Consider the following 23,028-nt stretch of genomic DNA (forward strand, 5'->3'; position numbering starts at 1 on the left):
CGTATGTTGTTAGCGGGAATCCAGTGACTTATTGCCTAAAAAAGAAAAAGTCGCTGGATTCCTGCCTTCGCAGGAATGACGGCAGAGCTATTTTTCATAAGTTATAAAATCACACATCGGGTATATAGTTGTACCAAAAGGAACAGCGACAGCTCGCATGATGGATCGTACCCCAACAGAAAGATTTCTTGAAAGAATTGTCAAAGAAGAGGCTATTGAACAAGCTTCATTGAGAACCTACCTAGATGAAACTAAAAGTCATCATAGCCGAGAAATAATAATGTATAACTAAAAGAAGCCTAATCGGGTAGCCTAGGGTATCTAACCCTCAGCTCCCCTTCATGTAGCTTTTCAATTCTCTTTCAAAGAATACTTACAGCTTCTTTCCTTAAGTGGATAAAAAACTCAACAAAACTGGTTAACCTGCTTCAAACTGGTAAAATACTCCAAACTTTTTGTTATCGAATTTTGATGTAGAAATATCATGGTTAAATTGAGCGTAAACAACTATAGAAAAGATAAATATTACCCTAAGGTAGTTGATGCCGTTGAAAAAGGTCTTAAAAAGAAAATATATATAAGCCCGATTGATGTGTTTATTTCTATGGGATTATTGGATAAATCAGAGGTTGAAAAGTGGAAAAACGGTTCTATCCCTTTTCTCGAAAAAGTGATTAAGTGCAATTTGAGTAAAGCATCACGTATTTTACGGTTGATAGGTTTTCATTGTCATGATTTAAATATGAAGCCATCAAATACTGTGTATAAAGGGAAACGTGATTTTCTTAGGTTTACAAAAACTGGGGAGAAAAAATTAGAGGAAGTTTATTCTCGTAGTTTTGTAGTCACCCAGAAAGAGTAGAGCTAATTTGCCCTCACGCCTACCATTAGCCAATAATTTTGATGTAGGTTCTTATTAAGCTGGAGCACTAGACATTCATCCAAATACAAAACCACAATTACCACCCTTCTGTATTTATCTCTGCAAACGGTACATGCACCCAGTCAACGTGGTTCTCTGTATAGATTTTAGTGCTTTCAGCGTCAGTGTGTGCCATTCGTGCTTGAGGATCGATGCCGTTACTTTTATACCCATGATACCTGAAGATGCTCGATTTCAGCGAGAATGCACAGCTTGTTAATCAAGGCGACAGTGTGCGGTAATAGTGAGCTATTGTTAGCACTGGCAACACAGAGTAACACGCACTTCGTGGACTTCTCAGCGACAATTCTTCTTTGTTACATTAGCTCGAAAGAATCCCGATATTCCTTCGGTAATGCGCCTCAAAGAATTGGCGCTGAGAAAGTCCTGAAACATGCATCTTCAGGTATCATGGGTATAAAGGTGAAAGCAGCAAGTGCTCTTATTTCATGAAATGTTGGTCTTTGCTCTGGTTTTAGGTGGTTGCAGCAACCAACCTTATCTCTAAATTTGGAAAATTGACGGCTGATATAATCGGGATGAAGCTGGGTAACATGCTTCACATCTTTACTCAATTTATCTCGGCTTTGCTTGGGTAATCGATGCACTACATAGTCGCTCACTAAATTGTCACGGCTGCGGTCTATGATCTTTTTTAACGTTTCGCCAATGGGAATCGCCACATGAGCTGCTTCTTTTTCTGCTACTTTTTGTCTGTGAATATACAAGGTGCCATAGACTAACCCAACCTGCGTTAGCTCTGGTTGTTTAAACCAATAACAGCCGCAGACGGCCTCAGTGGGCTTACTGATTTTGTACTTGATGCGAGAAATTTCTAGACGTGCATGAGTGGTTTGCAAGTAACCATTCACCAGCCCCGTATTGACTTTTGGAATAAATGGTGAAACACCCTTAAAAGTGATACTTGCATCACAAAACAGCGGCACCCTTGCGGTTATGAATGTCAATAAACGGGAATTTGAAATTGTCAATACCCCTCTGGTGAATGCTTACGTTTGCAAAGATAAATCCATGGCGGTTTGTAACCACAATGGCGCAGCAGCATGAATGGCATCGTACCACTCTGTTTTTAACCTTTGCCTTTGTTTAAAGGCGACACGTCGTTTCTTTTTCAGCTGTGCGGGATTGATCTCCATGATGCTTTCATCAACAGCGTAAGAGAAAAGCTTTTTCAGCCATGCGACTTTGCGATTCTGAACATTGGCACTGCCGTTTTCATGATAGGTATTGATGTAATCATTGACGTGCGGCAGGCCGATCCTTGAACCAGGGATTTGTGCAAAAAACTCCTGTACTCGTATGGCATCGTTCTCCATCGTTTTTTTATATTCATCCGATGGTTGTTCATCAATAAATATTCGTTTTAACAACGCTGGAATGTGGTCTGGAAATGGCTTTTCATTGGTGAATGAGCCATGCAATATTAAGTCGTCCACTTTCATGGCCACGGTTGGTCGAGTAACACGATTGTATTCTTTGGCAATAGCGACAGCTAAGTCATTTTTAACGCTATCGGTATTGTCAATGCGCTCATTTAGAAGAACTAAATAACGCTTGTTCCGCTTTGTTATCGTCAAAAATAATCATTGCTGAAAATATCAACAAAGATCAACAGCCCCTAATTATATGTAAATTCTGAAATAACAATCGTTTCCAAATAATTAAACTCCATTCACCTTTCTAGCCTATAAGCAAACTTAATGTTTTACTTAATGATATAGAGTACAAATTAGGATTAAATTATGTGTACCCCTGATGTCGTTACCCCTTCTAATGCCGTCCAAGTTCTATGGGGATTAGATTCTACTGTTTCAGAAGATAATACCACTGGAGGCTTTATTATTACTAGCAATGGCACAGGTTGGAATGTAACACCTGATGACAATCGTAAGCTTGCTGTAACGGGCCTTTTTTCACTCATTAAGCGTGCCATAATTGAATTTATGAACCCTATAAAAACGTATCAAATAAAACAATCACTCAATACAGCAGATATTCGACCAGATAATATAATTAATCGAAAAAATACACCGTTAAAAGCATTAATTGAGAAAGCATATGCATCTCACACCTCAAGAGATTTTACGCCAATTGCTAACAGCGGTACATCTCACGATGGTAAAAATATCTGCCCAACATACTATTGCCCAATGACTGGCAAGGCATTGACCGCCGAAAATGCAATCAAGGTTAACCTTAAAAGTGCTCTACAGCAAAATAGCACTCCTTCTGATTTATGGGTAGCAATGACTAAAGAAGGCTTATCAAAAATGATTATTGCCGGTGAATGTCATTACCAGTTCAAAAACTGTCGTCTTATTCCCAATAGGTTTAATGGTAATGCTAAGTTACACGTATCTCCGCAAGATATTGGAGTAGATGATATATCTGGCATTCAAAAAAATGATTATCATGATACTGATACCAGTGATGTTTCTGGCCATAATAGAGCTGGAACAGATAAACCAGACACAGTTAAATTAGCCTCTAGAATGATGAATCGTTATCATGTTCAAGTTGCACACCAGTAAACGGCAAAAACAAAAATAGTAGATTAAATGGTTCAAGATGAAACATGCAAACGTAGGTATTTTAATCCTCTCATCAGGTATAAAAAGCCGCTTACAAGAGCGGCTAAAAATACAATTGATATACGTCCAATACTATGGTGTTGGAGCAATTACATTAACGGCTACTGCTAAAACTTCTGTTGTCACATCACTAGGGGTCGTGACAGAAACAAGCAATATGCCACTCTCAACTTCATCACCACCTTCAACGGTGACACTGAAGTCTCTGCCGCCATTATGATTACTCGATGGCCAAACATAAGAAGATGCACTTGCTATACTTCCAACTGAAGTAGAAAAGTTTACAACACTACCCGCTGGCATCTGCTGATTATTGATATCAGAAATTGTAAATGTGACTGAAGCAATCCCTTTTGTTTCCACTTCAATCGAATTATTATCAGCAGCACTGTCATCAAAAATAATTACATCTTCAAGTGGAGTTGCGTAAGCAGCTGTGCCTGACATAACGAGTACAATGCTTCTTCTGATATATGTAGATTTAGGTTCGGCATCTCCATCAGCACAATATGGGTTAATATCATTTCCATTTGAATCTTGTGCACACAAAACACCGTTGTATTTGCCATCGGCTTTATTAAATACACCGTCTTGCGTTGCAGGATCAAATGGAAAAGAAATCAATTCTTCTAATTCACCACCAATTCGGTCACTCTGTTTTTGAGTATCAGTTCGTTGAGGGTTAAAGAGGTTATCTTCATTAAAATCACCATATGGATCTGGCAAATCAAAAGGTAAACCACTTACATTACGTTCTGTAAGGAATGTATTTGCTTCTGATTCATCAAATCGTCCATTTCCATTAGTATCCGCAAACGACTCTTCACCTATTGCTGTTGCTGTAATAGTTACTCTGCCACCATACTTCCCTTTATAGAAGTTGCCATTTTTATAAGCGTCGTTATCAGAGCTCAAGACTGATTCAGGGTTTCTTCGAGTTCCATCGGCACCAACAATTACACCATCAGTTTCAGTACCACCAACTAGTACGGTACCAATAGGGGCTGGCAGTTGACTACGCCATTCAACTTCACAGATACCATTTTCGGTTTGACATGAAGCATCTATAGCTCCCCCTTCTGTAGTGAAATAAACCACCGTACCATCTGGAGCATGGTTATTAAATGCGTCTGCTAGTCGCGCTTGAATCGTTACAGCTGCATTTTGGATGTCTAGTGCTTCTGGATTATAAACACTCGCAGCAAGAGAAAAGCTGTCTTGATCTGGTAGCCCTGTAGAAACAACGAGTTCACTTGATTGACCAATAATTTTTGGTGTTGAATCATGTACTTCTGCCGTAACACGGATAGATGTTGATACATCACCTGTGCTCACAACCGCTTGAACAATCCCTTCACTATTTGTTGTCGCAAAATCAGGGTTAATATCTAAACCACCAACGTTGGTATTTAACTCGAAGTTCACTCTCTGACTGTTAACAGGGTTCCCATCGGCATCTAACACTGTAAATTTAACAACAGAAGTTTCACTATTTCCCGTTCCTCTAAGCGTTAACATCTCAGGCTCTGCAGAAAAAAAAGAAATACTTCCAACGTTAGATTGTAAGACTTCTATTGTGCCTGATGCAGACAAACTGATTCCACCAGCTGTAGCCGTCACATTAATAGTATCATTTCCAACACAGCCTTGAGCTAAATAGGTAGTGGTTGCAACGCCATTTACAGTTGGAATTGGTGAGCTAATTTGCGCTTGAGGAGTCGCACTAGTAGAACAACGAGACGTGAAGTTGACATCAATAGGCTGAGTATAAGAGTTACCATCTTCATCTTGAACTTCTACAGAGATACTTGAAGTTCCCCCTGCAGATAAAACTGGGATGCTTATAGAAGCTTGTTCAGGTACAAAAGGTGTACCACTTCCCATGACTAAATTAGTAGCACCAACCACAACGACTGCATCACCAATTTCGCCAGACTCGATTGTGGCTGTTATTTTTCCTGCTCCGAGTGAACTTCCTGCAAAAATTTTGACACTTGCACGACCTTCACTGTTAGTAACCGCTGTTTTAATAGGTAAATCACCAATTGTGGTTTCAAATGCAACAATTGTCGCTTGATTAATTCCTGCAACTGTTGCCGTCACTGTCGCAGGCTGAGTAGAAGTAATCGCTTGAATTTCATTTCCAGCATCATCAGTTAAAACAACTGAAATTTGCGCACCATCTCCTACATCACCACCGTCACCAACCATGGTGACAACTACGTTAGAACTGATCGTGGTATCTTCTTCAAGCGTTGCGGTAACCGTTGTGGCACCTTCGATACTACCTGTTGAAAGTTCTATTGTTGCGGTACCTTCACTATTAGTTGCCACTTTACGGTTTGCAACATTAAAGGTACCCATGTTCTCATCGCTCAATGAAAACACAACGACTTTATCAGCTTGGACTGCATTGGAATTGTTTACAACCCTTGCTGTCAAAGTTGCAGGTGATGATTTAGAAATGCTTGATATCGATGTTTCAAGTGTGATGCTTAAAACAGGATCTGATGTACCGCCTCCATTTCCACCACCATTATTGCCGGAGCCATCATCTTTAATGCCGCCATCACCACCGCCACCACAAGCCCATAATAGAAGCGTCGAAAATAAAAGAAATATAACTTTGTAACCTGACTTCATAATGCCAGACTCCCTGTCTTATAATTGTTAATTAGCTAGAGTATTGACTCGTGACATATAGGCTAACACTACATAAATTTAACGCAACTTTTTCAACGTTTTTTTAACCTTAAACTTTGGTTAAAAAAAACACACAATAATGTCTAGATTTCCAATTACTACCGATTCTTGTTAGCATTCGTTCAATTTCCTGCATACGCCTTAACAAATTTTTAAAATAAGGGGCATTGTTTTGAGTAACTCAAAAAAGCTTGGTCTCACGAGCAAAATCTTTATCGGTATGATTTTAGGCCTATTAATAGGTGGAGCACTACGTCTCGGATTCCCAGAAAGTCAGTTTATCGATGGTTATATCACTAACGGAGTGATGAACGTTGTCGGTTCTGTTTTCATCAATGCATTAAAAATGCTTGTTGTTCCTCTTGTCTTTATCTCTCTCGTTTGTGGCACTTGCTCGTTAAGCGATCCTGCCAGCTTAGGGCGCTTAGGTGGTAAAACGATCATTTTTTATATGGTGACCACAGCCATTGCGATTTCATTAGCTATTTTTGCTGCTGTTGTCATTCATCCAGGAAACGGGAGTATGCATGTAGAACACTTGGAGTACGCAGCAAAAACAGCTCCGAGTTTAAGCCAAGTATTTATTGATATGGTGCCAACTAACCCATTAAAGGCGATGGCAGAAGGTAAGATGCTACAAATCATCATCTTTGCTGTTGTATTTGGTTTAGCGATTTCTCATTTAGGTGAACGAGGCAAACGCATTTCAGCATTGTTTGATGACTTAAATGAAGTGATTATGAAAGTCGTAACTTTAGTAATGCAGCTTGCACCGTACGGTATTTTTGCTCTTATCACCAAGCTTGCATTAACGCTTGATTCTGAAGCGTTTGAGTCAGTCTTGTATTACTTCCTTGTTGTACTAGGTGCTCTGCTTGTACACGGTTTAATTATCTACCCGATACTGCTCAAGTTATTTACCAACTTAAGCCCGCTTACATTTTTAGCCAAATTACGCGATGTACAATTGTTTGCTTTTAGCACAGCAAGCTCTAACGCTACCTTACCAGTAACAGTTGAGACAGCTGAACATCGCTTAGGTGTGAGTAACAAAGTTGCTTCTTTTACTCTTCCTCTCGGTGCGACCATCAATATGGACGGCACGGCAATTATGCAAGGTGTCGCTACAGTATTCATCGCACAAGTATTTGCCATTGACTTAACACTTACGGATTATTTAACTGTAATTGTTACGGCCACTTTAGCTTCGATTGGTACCGCTGGTGTTCCTGGTGTCGGTTTAGTTATGCTGGCTATGGTTTTGAATCAAGTAGGTCTTCCTGTTGAAGGCATCGCCTTAATCATTGGTGTCGATAGACTACTAGATATGGTAAGAACCGCTGTTAATGTAACAGGTGACAGTGCGATTACTGTGATTGTCGCTCGCTCTGAAAATGAATTCGACGAAAGTAAATTTAATGACCCTGATGCAGGAAAATTAAAAGGCAACCTAACAGAACAAGTCAACGCCGAATAAAACTTTTGATATGCCGTAGGTTTGTATCTACGGCATACGTAACTCCCGAATTTATACCAAAAGCTCTCTCGTCAAACCGCCTTCTGAACTTTTTATCTGCTTACTCAAAAATGATTAATCATTAGAAGTAAAAATACACGCTGAGCAATTCAAATATATAAATAGTTATGACAATGCTTATTCATATTCACGCGTATCAAACAGAACTTTTCCTCCAGGATAAGCTTGCTCAGTTAAAAGCAACTTATAATAGAAAGCTCCTCCTTTATATTGAGGTAAAACATTCAACATAGTTTTTGATATGAGTTCAGATAAAGGCGTCATTTTACCATGAGAAGAAACCTGTACACTTTTCGAAGTAACTTTCGCCAAAAAGTGTAATGCCATAAGAGCTTGCACATCAAGCAATGATGTGAATAAGTCATAAGCCCTCTCACTGGAAAGTTCGTCTAATATTAAAAGTAAATCTGATGGATTTTTGAGTATTTCAGCTTTTAATATTGAAATGGGAGCATAATGAAGTACTAACTTGTTACACATAACGCTTGTAGGATCATTGAGGCTAGGTTTCATCTCAAAATGTCTAGCTTGAGAAACGCTGCCAAGAAAGCTTTTTACAACAAGTGAAAACTCTTGGCTCCTTACGTCGTAAGTAGCTGAGCTCTTCTGTGCAAAATAACCATCAATTCGAATATTAAATGTTGCCGTCTTTTTATCTTGGTCTTGAGTCCAAGTAGTTTTGCTCAAGGCAACATGGTTATGATGAGAGACATGCTTTGGAATACCTGCTTCAGCCATTTCAAACCCTCTGCGGTGAGAATGAAACTCCTTTTGTCCAATCCTCAATAAAAAGAAAACCCCTCAAATTTGACGTTGAGAGGTCCATTACTTAAGTATAACTAGAGATAGTTTAGTTAAAACTTTAATTAATTTGATAAAAAAGAACAAAGTTTAACGAATGATATTCCCTATCTTTCCCAATATGATTCTTCTAGGCTGTCTTCTCGCTCAGGTAAACCGCGAGAAAGTCTAGGGCTATGCTGAGCCAATACTTCATACGCAACTCGGTTGGCGTACTTACAGATTTGTGAAAAAGATGAATAACACAAACCGTCAGAAAGATGCTTGCTTGAACCTGGTACGTTAACTCTATGGAAACCATTAGCAGATAAATCGTGCAATAATGCAGACAAAGCGCCATCACCAGCGCCATTTGTATTACGAATTTTTTCAGGCCCCCCCATATATGGAGATATATGGGCAAATACTTTTATAGGCTCCTTGCAATCACGCTTACGTTTTGGACGAGAGAATTCGTAACGATTAAACTCAGGGATAGCACCAGGAAGAAGAGTATGGGCAGTTTCACGTTTCTCTGAATTCTGAGTGTAACCAGCCGTATACAATCCTAGTGGTCCTGCTGTCGTAAGCACCATATCGCACCACTCTAGTGCAGCTTCACTTGCAAGTAATGGATCTGATAACCCTGTAAGTGCTTCACCTTCATCTTCATTCATCGCAAGAATCGTAATATGTTCTTCGATAAACGCTTGCCACCATTGTGGGTCTTCATCAATTAAAAATCGAGTCCCCAACGTAAGTACTACTGGCACGTCTGCATCTTTAGCATACTCAATAGCTTTAAGTGCTGCATCCGTCATGCGATCTTCTTTACTGGCACGCATTAAGTAAGCTGTGATTACAAGTGCAGAACTGTTCTGAACGACTTCTTTGTTAATGTACTCAGGTGTTAACTTATCCATTGAACCTTTACTGATAGCAAACGTTCTTTCACCATTATCTGAAATTAGAGTAAAACAACGCCCTATTGGACCACTTACCGGCTCTAAATAGTTAAGGTCAACTTTTGATGAGGTATTACACAAGTAACGATAAGCGTAACTACCTACTTCGATGTTCTTACTCATCACACCAAAAAGAACAGAACGATCATCAGCTAGAATTGAGTAGTTATGGACAGTATTTCCAATTGTGCCACCAGCGAACTCATCGCTGATCATCTTATTGTTTTTCAGTTCTTTATAAAGCTCATGTGCCTGTTCATCGCTGATAAGTGTTGAGTTACCTTTCGGCAAACCGTAACGCTCTAATAGGTCATCAGCGACTTTAGCTTCAATATCTACAAGTGTTTGGTCAATACCACAAACGTAAGTTCTTGTTGGTTGCTTAACTTGATTGGTAAGCTGCTCTAACAGCGGATCACGGTTTTTTACAGGAAAGTAGTGCTTAGACTTACGTTGACCAGGAAACTTCATAACAGGCTCTCATAATCCAGCTTCCATGCTGATAAACATTTGAATAGATTCGTGATATCAGAATTCAAAGTCGTTGATGATAAGCTTTTTAGTCATTTTAACGTTCAAGTTTAATAGTAAACAAGGCGAAACATTGGCCGCATAGTCGTAGCTATGTAACTGTCATTTTAACCAAGTATAGTGCTATATATAGATGTCAAAAATGTACAATAACTTATTGCCAACTGCTTAGATTCTGAATTGCAGCGGATTCTATCATAACTTTACAAATTTCAGAGACAAAAAAACCTGCAAAAGCAGGTTTTTTGAGTGTGTTATTTCAGTTTTACTTTAACACTGTAGCTAACTCTTCGCTCACGTCAGAAACTGACTTCGTACCGTTAAACTTGTGATATTCAGTTTTGCCAGCAGCAGCTACCTTACCGTAATACTCAACTAATGGTTTAGTTTGACTGTGGTAAATATCTAAACGTTTACGAACCGTTGACTCTTCATCATCAGGACGAATAACAAGCTCATCTCCTGTTACGTCATCTTTACCTTCGTCTTTTGGTGGATTGTAAACCACGTGATAAACACGACCAGAAGAAGGGTGAACACGACGACCGCTCATACGCTTTACGATTTCTTCGTCTGGTACGTCAATTTCAATAACGTAATCAACGTCAATGCCATTTTCAGCCATTGCATCGGCTTGTGGAATCGTACGTGGGAACCCATCTAATAAAAAACCTTTTGCACAATCATCTTGTGTAATACGCTCTTTAACTAGGCCAATGATAAGCTCATCAGAAACTAACTGACCTGCATCCATCACTTTTTTCGCTTCTAAGCCTAATGGTGTACCCGCTTTTACTGCTGCACGTAGCATGTCACCAGTTGATATTTGTGGAATACCATATTTTTCCATGATGAACTGAGCTTGAGTGCCTTTGCCGGCACCTGGAGCGCCCAATAAAATAATGCGCATTTCAAGAATCCTCTTCCGCATTGGTTAAAATCGAAAGGCTGGATCTTCGCATATCTGACCTCTTAATAGAAGAGTGGAAGATCCCAAAGCCCAGAAAACTATACACTGAAATCAGTACAATAATGTATATAACTTTCGTCGATACTGGTTTGCGAGGGGGTTGCCCTGACCTATCGCCGTAAGAATTTCCATAAATACTGTTTTCACATTGCCATCTTGTGCTGATAGATCTTTACGTAATACGCTGTATAAAAGCTCAAGAGCCTCTTCATTACGTTGAACTTGATGCAAAGCTTTACCCAAGCTTATCAGTGCATCAAAATCACCTGGGTTAGTATCTAACTTAATTTGTAATTCACGAATTTTAGGTGTGTCTGCTGCATCTTTCGCTAAATCTAATTTTGCCATCAAGCTTTGATAATAACTGTCTTGATCCGCAAGGCCGATCTTCTGCAGAAGAGTTTCTGCTTCAGTGTTATTACCTAATAATAGATTCACATCTGCTAACGCTAATGTCACTTCAGCAACTTGAGAGTCTTGGTACGCTTGCTTCAGCAATTCAAAAGCTTGATTCAATTCATCCGCAGTTCGCTCTTCATTGGCTAGGACCGATTTAGCTTGTTTAAGGGCTAACATCCACTTAGCTGGTAGATGCTTTTCAAGCACTTCAAGAACCTCAGTTCGAGGTTTAACACCTGCAAAGCCATCAATAGGCTGACCCTTACTCAATAACAAAGTTGTAGGTAATGCTTGAATTTGGAAATACTGAGCGATTTCCATTTGTTCATCGCAATTTACTTTTGCGAGAATAAAGCGGCTTGTGTTTTCAGCAGCAATCGTTTCCATTTCTTGTGCAAAGCCTACACTTTCAGGCTGTTGCTGCGATGAAAACGTCATCACCACAATATGTTCAGCAGAAGCATCAACGACCTGCTGAATATTTTCTTTTGTTAAATCTAGAATATTTGACATTGGCTCTCTCAATTCGATACCAATTACGTTAAATAAATGAGTACTAATCTAAAGTAATGAGTATAAAAAAGCGGGAAAAATCCCGCTTTTTTATTGCAAACTTAGGTTAAATCTTTTACCAGCATCTGATTCATTAATTTAATAAAGCTTGATGGGTCAGCTAAGCTGCCTTTTTCTGATAATTGAGCTTGTTGTAACAATAAATTTGCCCAATCAGCAAACCCTTGCTCATCTTGCTCATTATCTAAGCGCACCATTAACGGATGCTCAGGGTTAATTTCAAACACTGGCTTGCTTTCAGGTACTTTCTGTCCTGCAGCTTCCATCAGTTTGATCATCTGAGTCGACATTTCACCATCGCCCGTAACTACACAAGCAGGTGTATCCGTCAGGCGAGTTGTTACTTTTACATCACTGACTTTGTCATTAAGCGCTTCTTTAATTCGAGTAACAAGATTCTCAGAGTCTTTTGCTAACTTTTCAGCTGCTTCTTTCTCTTCTTTATCTTCTAGCTCACCTAAATCTAAGTCACCGCTAGTAACAGAGTGCAGTTTCTTCTCTTTGAACTCATTTAAATGATTCACTAACCATTCATCAATTCGCTCATGCATTAAAATTACTTCAATGCCTTTCTTCTTCAGTAACTCAAGATGAGGCGAATTAGCTGCAGCTTCGTAGCTATCAGCCACGATGTAGTAAATCTTATCCTGACCTTCTTTCATGCGCTCAATATAGGCGTCTAAAGAAGTCGTTGGTGCCGCTGAAGCTTCATTAGTTGAGGCAAAACGCAGTAAACCAGCAATTCTATCTTTATTTGCAAAGTCTTCAGCAGGCCCTTCTTTTAAAACCTGACCAAATTCTGCATAAAAACTCTGATATTTTTCTGCGTCGTTTTTCGCCAGCTTTTCTAACATTCCCAACACACGTTTGGTGATACCACTGCGCATTGACTGAGTCACTTTATTATCTTGCAAAATTTCACGTGACACGTTTAACGGTAAGTCGTTAGAGTCAATCAGGCCTTTAACAAAACGTAAGTACGAAGGCATGAATGATTCTGCATCATCCATAACAAATACACGCTGTACGAACAGCTTTAACCCTTGTTTACCATCACGGTTAAACATATCCCAAGGTGCTTTTGCAGGAACGTACAGTAGGCTTGTGTATTCATGCTTACCTTCAACACGATTATGTGCTTTTAATAGAGGATCAGCATAATCGTTCGAAATGTGCTTATAAAATTCGTTATATTCTTCATCAGAAATATCTGACTTATTGCGAGTCCAAAGGGCTGTAGCTTTATTCATCCCTTTCCAAGCACCTTCAGTTGCAGGAACTTTCTCGCCATCAGGGCCTTCGCTTTCTTCTTTACCTTCTTCCCACATTTCAACAGGAACAGAGATGTGATCCGAATACTTAGTAATGATTGACTTCAAACGCCAGTCATCAGCGAATTCTTTTTCATCGTCACGAAGGTGTAATACGATTTCAGTACCGCGGCTATTTTTAGTGATGTTTTCTACAGTAAAATCACCTTCGCCCTCAGAAGTCCACAATACCGCTGCATCGGCGCTTTGACCTGCTGCACGGGTTCTTACTTCTACTTTTTTTGCAACGATAAACGCAGAGTAAAAACCAACACCGAATTGACCGATAAGTTGAGAATCCTTCGAGTCATCACCGGAAAGATTCTTAAAGAAATCAGCCGTACCTGACTTGGCAATTGTACCAAGATGTTCAACTACACCATCTCGAGTCATACCGATGCCATTGTCTTCAATAGTAACGGTACCTTTTTCTTTATCAGCACTTACGCGAACTCGTAGTTCACCATCACCTTCGTACAGTGCGTCGTTGGTTAATGCTTCATAACGAAGTTTGTCTGCCGCATCAGCAGCGTTAGATACTAGCTCACGTAGGAAAATTTCTTTGTTCGAATACAAAGAGTGAATCATCAAATGAAGAAGTTGTTTAACTTCGGTTTGGAAACCATGAGTTTCTTGCTGTGACATGGGGATACCCTTTTAAAACTAACTATGCGCAATAGCGCCGTTTCATACTGTTAATTTATAAATGGGGTGAGAAAATGGCTTTTCAAGGATAAAAGTAAAAAACTAGAAAGATTTGCTCAAAAACAAAACAAGGTTGCAATATGCAACCCTGTTAAACGTCATTATTTTGAAATAAGTTTTACAACTGAACACGTCCATTAAATGACAATGCTAACGTTGTACTATCTACATACTCAAGCTCACCACCCACAGGAACACCATGGGCAATCCTGCTAACTTTCACTTTGTGTTTTGTTGACATATCCGCAATAAAATGCGCCGTTGCATCGCCTTCCACAGTGGGATTAGTCGCTAAAATGAGCTCACTAATGTCACCACTTTTTAGATGTTGCTCTAAAAGGGATAACCCAAGTTCATCAGGGCCAATACCATCTAGCGGTGATAAATGACCAAGTAACACAAAATAACGACCAGAAAAATGTCCACCAGCTTCTACAGCCAATACATCAGCTGGAGTTTCAACTACGCAAATAACATCAGAATTACCACGTTTACTGCTTACACAAATCGGGCACAAATCTTCTTCCGTAAACGTACGACAAGATTGGCAATGCCCAACTTCGCTCATTGCTTTACCAAGCGTATCTGCCAGCTTAATACCTGGATTGCGATTATTCTCAAGTAACTGAAACGCCATTCGTTGCGCTGACTTAGGGCCAACACCCGGTAAACACTTTAACGCTTGAATGAGGTCATCAACTAGCGGACTAAATTTCATCATTAGAACGGCATCTTCATGCCAGGAGGCATTTGCATTCCGCCTGTAACTTCAGCCATTCTTGATTTTTGAGTTTCTTCAACTCTACGTGCAGCGTCATTACATGCCGCAGCAATCAAATCTTCTAGCATGTCTTTATCGTCATCTTCTAAAAGGCTTGGATCAATTTCTACTTTACGAACATTGTGGCTGCCCGTCATAGTGACTTTTACAAGACCGGCTCCAGATTCGCCAGTAACTTCCATACGTGCGATTTCTTCCTGCATTTTTTGCATTTTGTCTTGCATTTGTTGGGCTTGTTTCATTAGGTTGCCCATACCGCCTTTTCCAAACATGTTCTTTCTCTACTTTTGGTCAAATAATGGTAAAAATTTTGTGCCAATATTACTTAATTTTAAACAAAATTAAAATTACGCAGGCACACTAAATTCAATATCTTCAATTCGCTTTGCTCTATCCACCAAATTTGATGGCGGATATGCGATGGTATCTGTGATTAATCTTGCTCCCAGCTGCTCAGATAACCACTGAACATTAGGGTCAGCCAACAATTTATGCTCAGCTTCATTGTGCAATTCATTTTGGAACCTCTGCCTGATCTCTAGAGGTGTTTCTCTTTCTTTATCAATGCCTATTTCAACTTGAACATCAATTGGTCTATCAAAACGCTTTTCTATTACAGCTTCTAATTGTTCAACTGCTATGTCTGCTGCCAAATGTTTTTGATCTGGCTTCAACAGAAGATGAATAGGTTCAGAGATTTCATTACAAATAGAGTTCACGGCTAACTGGCGAACACGACCACCAAAATCGAGTTCAGACATTAACTTATACCAATATAAATCCACTTGATTGCCACTAATCACACTCGGTAGTTGCTTTTCAGCTTGAGACAACGATTGAGGAGGCTCAACTGGTTTGGTTTGTTCTGTTGCAGGTTGAATCTCTACATTTACAACGGATTCAGCAACTTCTGGTAAAACGATGGGTGTCGTTTTCTCTTCCCAAGGTGGGGTATCATCTTTAACTTCAGCGACTTCGGCTTCAAGTCCATTTGAATTAACCTCAGCAACTTCTAAAACATCCTGTTCTAACTCAGAAGAAGAATCTTCTTTCACAGGTAATCTTCGTTCAAAAGTTGCTTTAGACTTTTTTGGGCTATCAGCCTTATCCACATCGTTTTCGAAATTACTAATATCTGATAGTAAACCCTGATTTGATGATAAAACTGCATCTAACAAATCATCAACTTGTAAAGCTTCTGCTTTAGATGGCTTAACTTTATTTTCAACCACCAAATCAGATGTTAACTTGTCATTCGAAGGTCGGTTTGAATCTGAAGCTACAAAATCAAAACCATCAGCCTCACTTGACGTTTCATAAGGCACATCATACGAGCTTAATGGTGGTTGGGAATCATCAATAGGTGTCGCAACAAAGCCTTGGCTTTGCGCTTGACTCATCAATACAGCTTGTTCAGCTTCTAATGCCTGTAGGTTTTCTTGCTTTAAATCTGTTTCTTCTGCTTCAGGCTTAAGTTCAACGTTTGTTTCTTCAGCTAATGCTTCTGGCTCTTGACTTGCAGCTTGTTCATCAACTTGATGTGCAACAGACTCTTGCTCAACTACAGGCTCATTTTCTATTGCTGGGATTTCAAGTGTTTTTTTTTCAGCCGCTGGAGTTTCCCACTTTTCAATGGACGTTTGCGGGACAAATGCAACAGCTCTAAGAAGTGCCATTTCAAGACCAGATTTAGGATCTGGCGCAAATGGTAACTCCTTTCTACCTGTCAACAAAATTTGATAATAGAGTTGAACTTGTTCTGGTGTTAACTGCTCAGAAAAAGCATGAATTTGCTCTGCGAATTTAGACAGTTGAGCAGCGGCTGAAGCAAATTGAGTCAAAGTGATTTGATGTAGGAGTTCTAGTAAGCTCCGCAAAACTTCTTCGGGCTCAGCACCAAAACCAATAACCTTATGACACTCAGGAATGAGTGTAGCAATGTCACCCGAACATAGTGCTGAAAGTAACCCAATGACGTGTTGTTCATCAATACTACCAAGCATCGTCTGCACTTGCTCAAGCATCACTTGACCAGCGCCAAAAGCGATAGCTTGATCCGTCAAGCTTAATGCATCTCGCATGCTGCCATTTGCCGCTTTAGCTAATAAGGTTAAAGCTGAAGATTCAAATTTAAGCTGCTCTTGTTCAAGCACATAGTTTAACTGCTTAGCAATGTCGTCTTGCATCAATGCTTTTAAATTAAACTGCAAACAACGAGATAACACTGTGATCGGCAGTTTTTGAGGGTCGGTTGTCGCAAGCAAAAATTTAACGTGCTCAGGAGGTTCTTCTAACGTCTTAAGCAATGCATTAAATGAACTGCGAGAAAGCATGTGCACTTCATCAATAAGGTACACTTTATAACGTCCACGAGTTGGACGATATTGAACATTATCTAAAATTTCACGAGTATCATCGACTTTAGTGCGTGAGGCTGCATCAACTTCAATTAAATCAACAAATCGGCCCTGAGCAATTTCTTCACAACTTGAACACTTTCCACACGGTGAGGCTGTAACGCCTGTTTCGCAGTTTAAACCTTTTGCAAATAAGCGAGCTAAGCTGGTTTTACCAACTCCACGAGTACCAGTAAAAAGATAAGCATGATGAAGACGTTGTTGCTCTAATGCATTAGTGAGTGCGTGAAGGACGTGAGATTGACCCACTACCTGTTCGAACTTGGCAGGGCGCCATTTTCTGGCTAACACCTGATATGACATGTAATTCCCTAATTCGCCTCGATTCTGTTCGAGACTGCTCCTCTACTCTATGAATAGTAGCACAATATCATGTCCGTTATGGATAAACTAGAGGAGAGAAATCAACAGCACCACATTTGAGCTATATGGTGCTGAAAAGGTGATTATTCGCCGTCAAACTCGCAAAGAGACAAGATGTCTAAATCCAATGCGACTAAACGCTTTTCACCACCAAGCTCAGGTAGGTTAATCACGAATGCTGCGTGGTTAACTAAGCCGCCAAGTTGGCGAATAAGTTTAACAGTCGCTTCGATTGTGCCACCTGTTGCAAGCAAGTCATCGATCACAAGTACTTTGTCACCTTCAACAATAGCATCGGTGTGAATTTCTAAAGTATCTGTGCCGTACTCTAACTCGTAATCTTGAGAGATAGTTTCACGAGGTAATTTACCCGGTTTACGAACTGGTACAAATCCAATTCCTAATTCAAGAGCTAAAGGTGCGCCGAATAAGAAGCCACGAGCTTCTGTACCAACAACCTTTGTGAAACCCATTGCTTTATACTTTTCAACTAATAATGCAATGGTTGCCTGATAAGCTTTAGCATCTTCTAAAAGACTGGTTACATCGCGAAACATAATACCCGGCTTTGGATAGTCAGGGATTGTCTTAATGCTTTGCTTGATTAGGGCTAAGGTTTCAGTAGTCATAACTAATTTCACTTTGTTTTATCTGTCGCCATTCATGGCTTAAAAATAAAAAAGCCCTAATTCATCAGTCTCTGTGTCGTATCAAAATCTGGATACAATAAGACCGCTTTAGGGCTCTCAAAAATGCCGTGGGATCTTACGGTGGAATCAAAGAAGTTGCAACAAACTTCGACAATAATGCTAGGGTTAAGTCACAAATCGGACAAATAAACTACAAAACATAATCTAAAAGGATAATTACAGTTAATCAGGCAGAGTTGGTAGGCGCCATAAGTAAGTTAATAAGATCAACATCATGACAAAAAGTAGGCCTTTAACCCAAAATAATGGAACAATTGAAATACTGAGTATGAAGCTCGCAGCACTTAATATCATTGCTCTTTTTTTAATGGTTTTTCGAATGCCCCGCTCCCTTTGCCAATCGGCAATTGCTACAGCAAACCATGGGTGATTAACGAGCCAACGATGCAATCGCTCACTCGATCGTGCAAAACAAAACACAGCCAGCAAAATAAATGGAACCGTCGGTAATAGAGGAAGAAATATACCCAATGTACCTAAAAAAACGGAAAGTACACCAACGACTAAAAAAAAGCCTTTTTTTAAATACATCGTCGCTGAGCACTCCTTCGGCCTAAATTAATAAACTGACCAACCAATATGCTTAGTCAGAGACTCTAATGCTGCCATTCCGGCAAGCGAATTGCCAGCTTCATTTAGAGCTGGCGACCAAACACATATTGAAAACTGACCAGGTACGATGGCCACGATTCCTCCACCAACGCCACTCTTCCCCGGTAAACCAACTCTAAACGCAAAACTTCCAGCTTCATCGTAAAGCCCACTTGTAGCAAGTAATGCATTCACTTGACTCGTTTGGTTTTCAGTCAGCACTTTTTTACCGGTAATAAAGCTAAATCCTTTATTAGCCAAGAAGTTCGCCGCTTTAGCTAAATCAACACAAGACATTTTAATGGCGCAATTACAGAAGTAGTTATACAGCACGTCTTCAACTTCATTGTCAAAATTATTAAAGGACTTCATTAAATAAGCAGCAGCGGCATTTCTTGCTCGATGCTCATATTCAGAGTCAGCAATTTTTTTATCAACTTGAATAGAATAGTTACCGGATAATTTTTTTAGAAACTCGCGCATCGCTATGTCAGGCGCAGCGAATTTTGATTGATTCATATCACTGACGACAAGAGCGCCTGCATTAATAAATGGATTGCGTGGTATACCTTGCTCATGTTCAAGCTGAACCAATGAGTTAAAAGGTAATCCTGATGGTTCGTGCCCTACTCGCGTCCATATTTCATCACCATAAAACTCCATAGCCAAAATCAAACTGAATACTTTCGAGATACTTTGAATTGAAAAAGGTAAATCTGCATCGCCAATCTTATAAATTTCACCATCATTGCTGCAAATGGCGATCCCAAATTTTTCGGCTTCTACCAAAGAAAGTGCAGGAATGTAATCGGCAACTTTACCCTTTCCGACTAACGGTTTTACATCATTCAAAATCTGGCTGAGTAGTGAATCCATCTTTGTATACGACTTAATTACAAAAAAAAGTAATTGTGGCAAAGATAATATAAAAATGAAAATAAATTACATAACTTCTTGGCAAAGCGAAAACTTTATGACAAGTTGAAAGGCCGCATTATTGAGCAAAAGCGCCATTTTCCCCTTAATGCGTTGATTTCGATTTAACAAGAGGTATTCAATTAATGTGTTCAATTTTTGGAATTTTAGATATAACAACTGACTCAACATCACTTCGACATAAAGCATTAGAACTATCAAGTTTGCTTAGACATCGTGGACCTGATTGGTCAGGCATTTGGTCAAATGATGACGCTATTTTAGCGCATGAAAGACTGTCGATTGTAGACTTAGAGAATGGCGCACAACCTCTATACAATCAAAATCGAAATCACATTTTAGCCGTTAATGGTGAGATTTATAATCACCAACAACTCAAAGCAAATTCTAATTCAGAATATCAATACCAAACGCTCTCTGATTGTGAGGTCATTCTTGATTTATATGCCCAAGAAGGCAGTGCTTTTATAGATAAGCTTCAAGGTATGTTTGCATTCATTCTCTACGATACAGAAGAGAAGCGCTACCTCATTGCCCGTGATCATATGGGCATAATTCCACTTTATTATGGTTATGATGCATTAGGCCAGCTCTATGTAGCCTCAGAGATGAAAGCATTAGTCCCTGTTTGTTCATCGATTACAGAATTTCCTCCGGGTCATTACTGGGATAGCCATGCCGAAGAAATTACGCCTTATTACCAGCGTGATTGGATGAGTTATGACAACGTAAAAGATAATAAAGGTACGCCTGCTGATATCCACGATGCACTTTGTGAATCCGTGAAATCTCACATGATGTCTGATGTACCTTATGGCGTGCTTCTGTCGGGCGGTTTAGATTCATCAGTAATATCTGCAATTGCTCAAAGATATTCTCAGAACAGAGTTGAAGATCAAGAACAATCAAAAGCGTGGTGGCCTCAATTGCATTCGTTTGCAGTAGGGCTAGAAGGCGCACCAGATTTAATTGCAGCAAAAAAAGTCGCTGATGCAATTGGCACGATTCACCATGAAATGCACTACACCGTTCAAGAAGGAATTGACGCCCTGCGTCATGTAATATTCCATTTAGAAACTTATGATGTAACGACGATTCGAGCTTCAACACCAATGTATTTGATGGCTCGAAAAATCAAAGCCATGGGTATAAAAATGGTACTTTCAGGCGAAGGTGCGGACGAAATCTTTGGTGGTTACCTTTATTTTCACAAAGCACCAAATGCCAAAGAATTTCATGAAGAAACCGTTCGTAAGCTTAATAGACTACATATGTTTGATTGTGCGAGAGCCAATAAAGCAATGTCTGCATGGGGAGTCGAAGCTCGTGTACCTTTCCTAGATAAAGCGTTTTTGGACGTTGCGATGTCAATCAGCCCTGAGCTAAAAATGTGTGGTAATGGTAAAGCAGAAAAGCACATTCTCCGTGAAGCTTTTGATGGATATATCCCAAATGAAGTGTTATGGCGACAAAAAGAGCAGTTCTCAGACGGTGTTGGCTACAACTGGATTGACTCTTTGACTGAAGTCGCTTCTCATGAAGTATCTGACCAAATGATGACCAGCGCAGATCATCGTTTTGCTCATAACACACCAGAAACTAAAGAAGCTTATTATTACCGATCTATTTTTGAAGAACTGTTCCCTCTGGATTCAGCAATTAGATGCGTTCCTGGAGGTAAATCTGTTGCTTGTTCAACACCTGAAGCTTTAGCTTGGGATAAGAAGTTTTCGATGAATGCTGATCCATCGGGTCGTGCGATGTTTGATGTACATCAAAAAGGTTATGAAGATAAGTCTGTATGATTTAAAGCTCGAAGGTTCATAACTGTACTTTCGAGCTTTTTAACTCTTTAGTTTGAAAATTAAAGAACGCCCATTACTTTTAACCATGAGAGTGAAGCTGGGAGTGTTGGGATTAACATAACTAAAATAAATCCGATGAAATGAAGAATGTTATAAGGGTCTTTGAACGGCTCACTACTCATTGATTGTCCTACTTTGCTTTCAGTTATGATGACATCAGTCACAAAATTGCCGCATTCTATCTACATTTATCCACATTAAAAACCCACAAAAAGTAGGTTTACTCTTGAATTTTTTCTTATATTAATTTTCAGTAAACTTTGTTCACTTTTGCCTTTAAATAAATATTCTTCTATATCATTGCATTACTTGATATCTCAGTGACTCATTAATGGCTACAGCACCTTCATTCTCAGTTAACGTTTTCTTGTCTGGTTTAACAAAGTTAGGCAAATATGTTTCCTCAACATTAAAAAACTTTTCATCATTGGCAACGAATATAACGTCGAAGTAAATGCTCCCTATTTAAAAGACGTAACCGTGTTAAATTCTGACAATCAGCTGATCAGAGAAAGATACCTATACCCATGATACCTGAAGATGCTCGATTTCAGCGAGAATGCACAGCTTGTTAATCAAGGCGACAGTGTGCGGCAATAGTGAGCTATTGTTAGCACTGGCAACACAGAGTAACACGCTGTGCAACTCGCACTTCGTGGACTTCTCAGCACCAATTCTTCTTTGTTACATTAGCTCGAAAGAATCCCGATATTCCTTCGCTAATGCGCCTCAAAGAATTGGCGCTGAAAAAGTCCTGAAACCTGCATGTTCAAGTATCATATATGGGTATATATCGGCAGTTTCATGAGAATGTTAAAAAACTCAATATCTCTTCAGAGTCTATGGAACTCACTCTCCCTCTGATAATGAAGTTGTAGATGAATTAGATGTAAATAAACCCGCAGAATCACAAAAACTGCACACTCAAAAATTCACAGTGAAAGCTACACAACAAGATGGAATAATCGTTACTCCTGAAGCTACATTTTGTATGCCTCAAAAAGAAGTTAATGCGGGCGATGGCACAAAAAGTTACACATCAAGTAAAAGGCTTATTGGCTCTTTAATAAGAAGCTCAGAACTTGATATCGATGTGGCAATTTCAACCCTCTCGAAAATGCCAGAAAAGTCATGCTCGAACTCGTTTGCTCGTTTGCTCGTTTAGTAAAGGTAACTATTCAGCTGGGTAAATAAAGATATCAGGCAAGTGCCCGCTGAACAGCAGGTTCAACGAGGTTGAGGCTGTGATATTTTGCTTTCGACAACTCGAAACGTAACTGCGTATGGCACAGAAGTTTATTGCCCCTTCCGTACTCCTAAAGCAGCCTGATATTTTTTGATGAACCTTGGTCATCCTG

19 protein-coding genes and 1 pseudogene are annotated in these 23,028 nt (G+C 39.6%); 5 read left to right on the plus strand and 15 right to left on the minus strand.

Going from position 1 to position 23,028, the window contains the following annotated elements:
- Window positions 1–484 precede the first annotated feature (484 nt).
- Window positions 485–862, plus strand: coding sequence for a hypothetical protein (locus JQC92_RS15025; RefSeq protein WP_205000403.1), 378 nt, complete (start codon window positions 485–487; stop codon window positions 860–862).
- Window positions 863–1,284: 422 nt separating this feature from the next.
- Here the strand turns inward: JQC92_RS15025 and JQC92_RS15030 are convergent, their stop codons facing one another.
- Window positions 1,285–1,914 (minus strand): site-specific integrase, encoded by a 630-nt coding sequence (locus JQC92_RS15030; RefSeq protein WP_205000404.1) that lies wholly within the window; start codon window positions 1,912–1,914, stop codon window positions 1,285–1,287.
- 18 nt (window positions 1,915–1,932) lie between these two features.
- Complete coding sequence (locus JQC92_RS15035; protein WP_205000405.1) at window positions 1,933–2,520, minus strand: hypothetical protein; 588 nt, start codon at window positions 2,518–2,520, stop codon at window positions 1,933–1,935.
- 165 nt (window positions 2,521–2,685) lie between these two features.
- Between JQC92_RS15035 and JQC92_RS15040 the strand changes: the two genes are divergently transcribed.
- A complete protein-coding gene (locus tag JQC92_RS15040; RefSeq protein WP_205000406.1) occupies window positions 2,686–3,474 on the plus strand; it encodes a hypothetical protein in 789 nt (262 codons plus the stop codon).
- Window positions 3,475–3,606: 132 nt separating this feature from the next.
- Here the strand turns inward: JQC92_RS15040 and JQC92_RS15045 are convergent, their stop codons facing one another.
- On the minus strand, window positions 3,607–6,177 hold the full coding sequence (locus JQC92_RS15045; RefSeq protein WP_205000407.1) for an Ig-like domain-containing protein: 2,571 nt from the start codon (window positions 6,175–6,177) through the stop codon (window positions 3,607–3,609).
- A 226-nt stretch (window positions 6,178–6,403) separates the two neighbouring features.
- Here JQC92_RS15045 and JQC92_RS15050 point away from each other — a divergent pair, with 226 nt between their 5' ends.
- The gene (locus JQC92_RS15050) at window positions 6,404–7,714 is read left to right on the plus strand and encodes a cation:dicarboxylate symporter family transporter (protein WP_205000420.1); all 1,311 of its coding nucleotides are present in this window, start codon (window positions 6,404–6,406) and stop codon (window positions 7,712–7,714) included.
- A gap of 177 nt (window positions 7,715–7,891) precedes the next feature.
- On the opposite strand, the gene JQC92_RS15055 is transcribed toward JQC92_RS15050, so the two are convergent.
- The 11 genes from JQC92_RS15055 to glsB all read right to left on the minus strand — a co-directional run bounded on the left by JQC92_RS15055 (window position 7,892) and on the right by glsB (window position 19,745).
- Window positions 7,892–8,512, minus strand: a complete 621-nt coding sequence (locus JQC92_RS15055) for a hypothetical protein (RefSeq protein ID WP_205000408.1) — start codon at window positions 8,510–8,512, stop codon at window positions 7,892–7,894.
- Window positions 8,513–8,682: 170 nt separating this feature from the next.
- Window positions 8,683–9,990 carry an inosine/guanosine kinase gene (locus JQC92_RS15060; protein ID WP_205000409.1) on the minus strand — a complete coding sequence of 436 codons (1,308 nt, stop codon included), beginning with the start codon at window positions 9,988–9,990 and terminating at the stop codon, window positions 8,683–8,685.
- Between the two features lie 325 nt (window positions 9,991–10,315).
- The gene (gene adk, locus JQC92_RS15065; RefSeq protein ID WP_205000410.1) at window positions 10,316–10,960 is read right to left on the minus strand and encodes an adenylate kinase; all 645 of its coding nucleotides are present in this window, start codon (window positions 10,958–10,960) and stop codon (window positions 10,316–10,318) included.
- 111 nt (window positions 10,961–11,071) lie between these two features.
- Window positions 11,072–11,932 carry a tetratricopeptide repeat protein gene (locus tag JQC92_RS15070; protein ID WP_205000411.1) on the minus strand — a complete coding sequence of 287 codons (861 nt, stop codon included), beginning with the start codon at window positions 11,930–11,932 and terminating at the stop codon, window positions 11,072–11,074.
- A gap of 101 nt (window positions 11,933–12,033) precedes the next feature.
- On the minus strand, window positions 12,034–13,947 hold the full coding sequence (gene htpG, locus JQC92_RS15075) for a molecular chaperone HtpG (protein WP_205000412.1): 1,914 nt from the start codon (window positions 13,945–13,947) through the stop codon (window positions 12,034–12,036).
- A 178-nt stretch (window positions 13,948–14,125) separates the two neighbouring features.
- Window positions 14,126–14,725 carry a recombination mediator RecR gene (gene recR / locus JQC92_RS15080; protein WP_205000421.1) on the minus strand — a complete coding sequence of 200 codons (600 nt, stop codon included), beginning with the start codon at window positions 14,723–14,725 and terminating at the stop codon, window positions 14,126–14,128.
- A gap of 2 nt (window positions 14,726–14,727) precedes the next feature.
- Window positions 14,728–15,060: a YbaB/EbfC family nucleoid-associated protein gene (locus JQC92_RS15085; RefSeq protein ID WP_205000413.1), complete on the minus strand. Its 333-nt coding sequence runs from the start codon at window positions 15,058–15,060 to the stop codon at window positions 14,728–14,730.
- Between the two features lie 75 nt (window positions 15,061–15,135).
- On the minus strand, window positions 15,136–17,508 hold the full coding sequence (gene dnaX, locus JQC92_RS15090) for a DNA polymerase III subunit gamma/tau (protein WP_205000414.1): 2,373 nt from the start codon (window positions 17,506–17,508) through the stop codon (window positions 15,136–15,138).
- A 143-nt stretch (window positions 17,509–17,651) separates the two neighbouring features.
- Window positions 17,652–18,197 (minus strand): adenine phosphoribosyltransferase, encoded by a 546-nt coding sequence (apt, locus tag JQC92_RS15095; RefSeq protein WP_205000415.1) that lies wholly within the window; start codon window positions 18,195–18,197, stop codon window positions 17,652–17,654.
- A gap of 243 nt (window positions 18,198–18,440) precedes the next feature.
- Window positions 18,441–18,809, minus strand: a complete 369-nt coding sequence (locus tag JQC92_RS15100) for a YbaN family protein (protein ID WP_205000416.1) — start codon at window positions 18,807–18,809, stop codon at window positions 18,441–18,443.
- A 27-nt stretch (window positions 18,810–18,836) separates the two neighbouring features.
- Window positions 18,837–19,745, minus strand: a complete 909-nt coding sequence (glsB, locus tag JQC92_RS15105; protein WP_205000417.1) for a glutaminase B — start codon at window positions 19,743–19,745, stop codon at window positions 18,837–18,839.
- 185 nt (window positions 19,746–19,930) lie between these two features.
- Between glsB and asnB the strand changes: the two genes are divergently transcribed.
- Together asnB and JQC92_RS15115 are read left to right on the plus strand one after the other, a co-directional pair.
- The gene (gene asnB / locus JQC92_RS15110; RefSeq protein WP_205000418.1) at window positions 19,931–21,610 is read left to right on the plus strand and encodes an asparagine synthase B; all 1,680 of its coding nucleotides are present in this window, start codon (window positions 19,931–19,933) and stop codon (window positions 21,608–21,610) included.
- 997 nt (window positions 21,611–22,607) lie between these two features.
- A complete protein-coding gene (locus JQC92_RS15115; RefSeq protein ID WP_205000419.1) occupies window positions 22,608–22,835 on the plus strand; it encodes a hypothetical protein in 228 nt (75 codons plus the stop codon).
- Between the two features lie 9 nt (window positions 22,836–22,844).
- Here JQC92_RS15115 and JQC92_RS15120 read toward each other — a convergent pair.
- Window positions 22,845–23,028 (minus strand): annotated as a pseudogene (locus JQC92_RS15120) (IS66 family transposase); the annotation flags it as partial.

This window comes from Parashewanella hymeniacidonis (genome assembly GCF_016900895.1).
Classification (GTDB): Bacteria; Pseudomonadota; Gammaproteobacteria; order Enterobacterales; family Shewanellaceae; genus Parashewanella; species Parashewanella hymeniacidonis.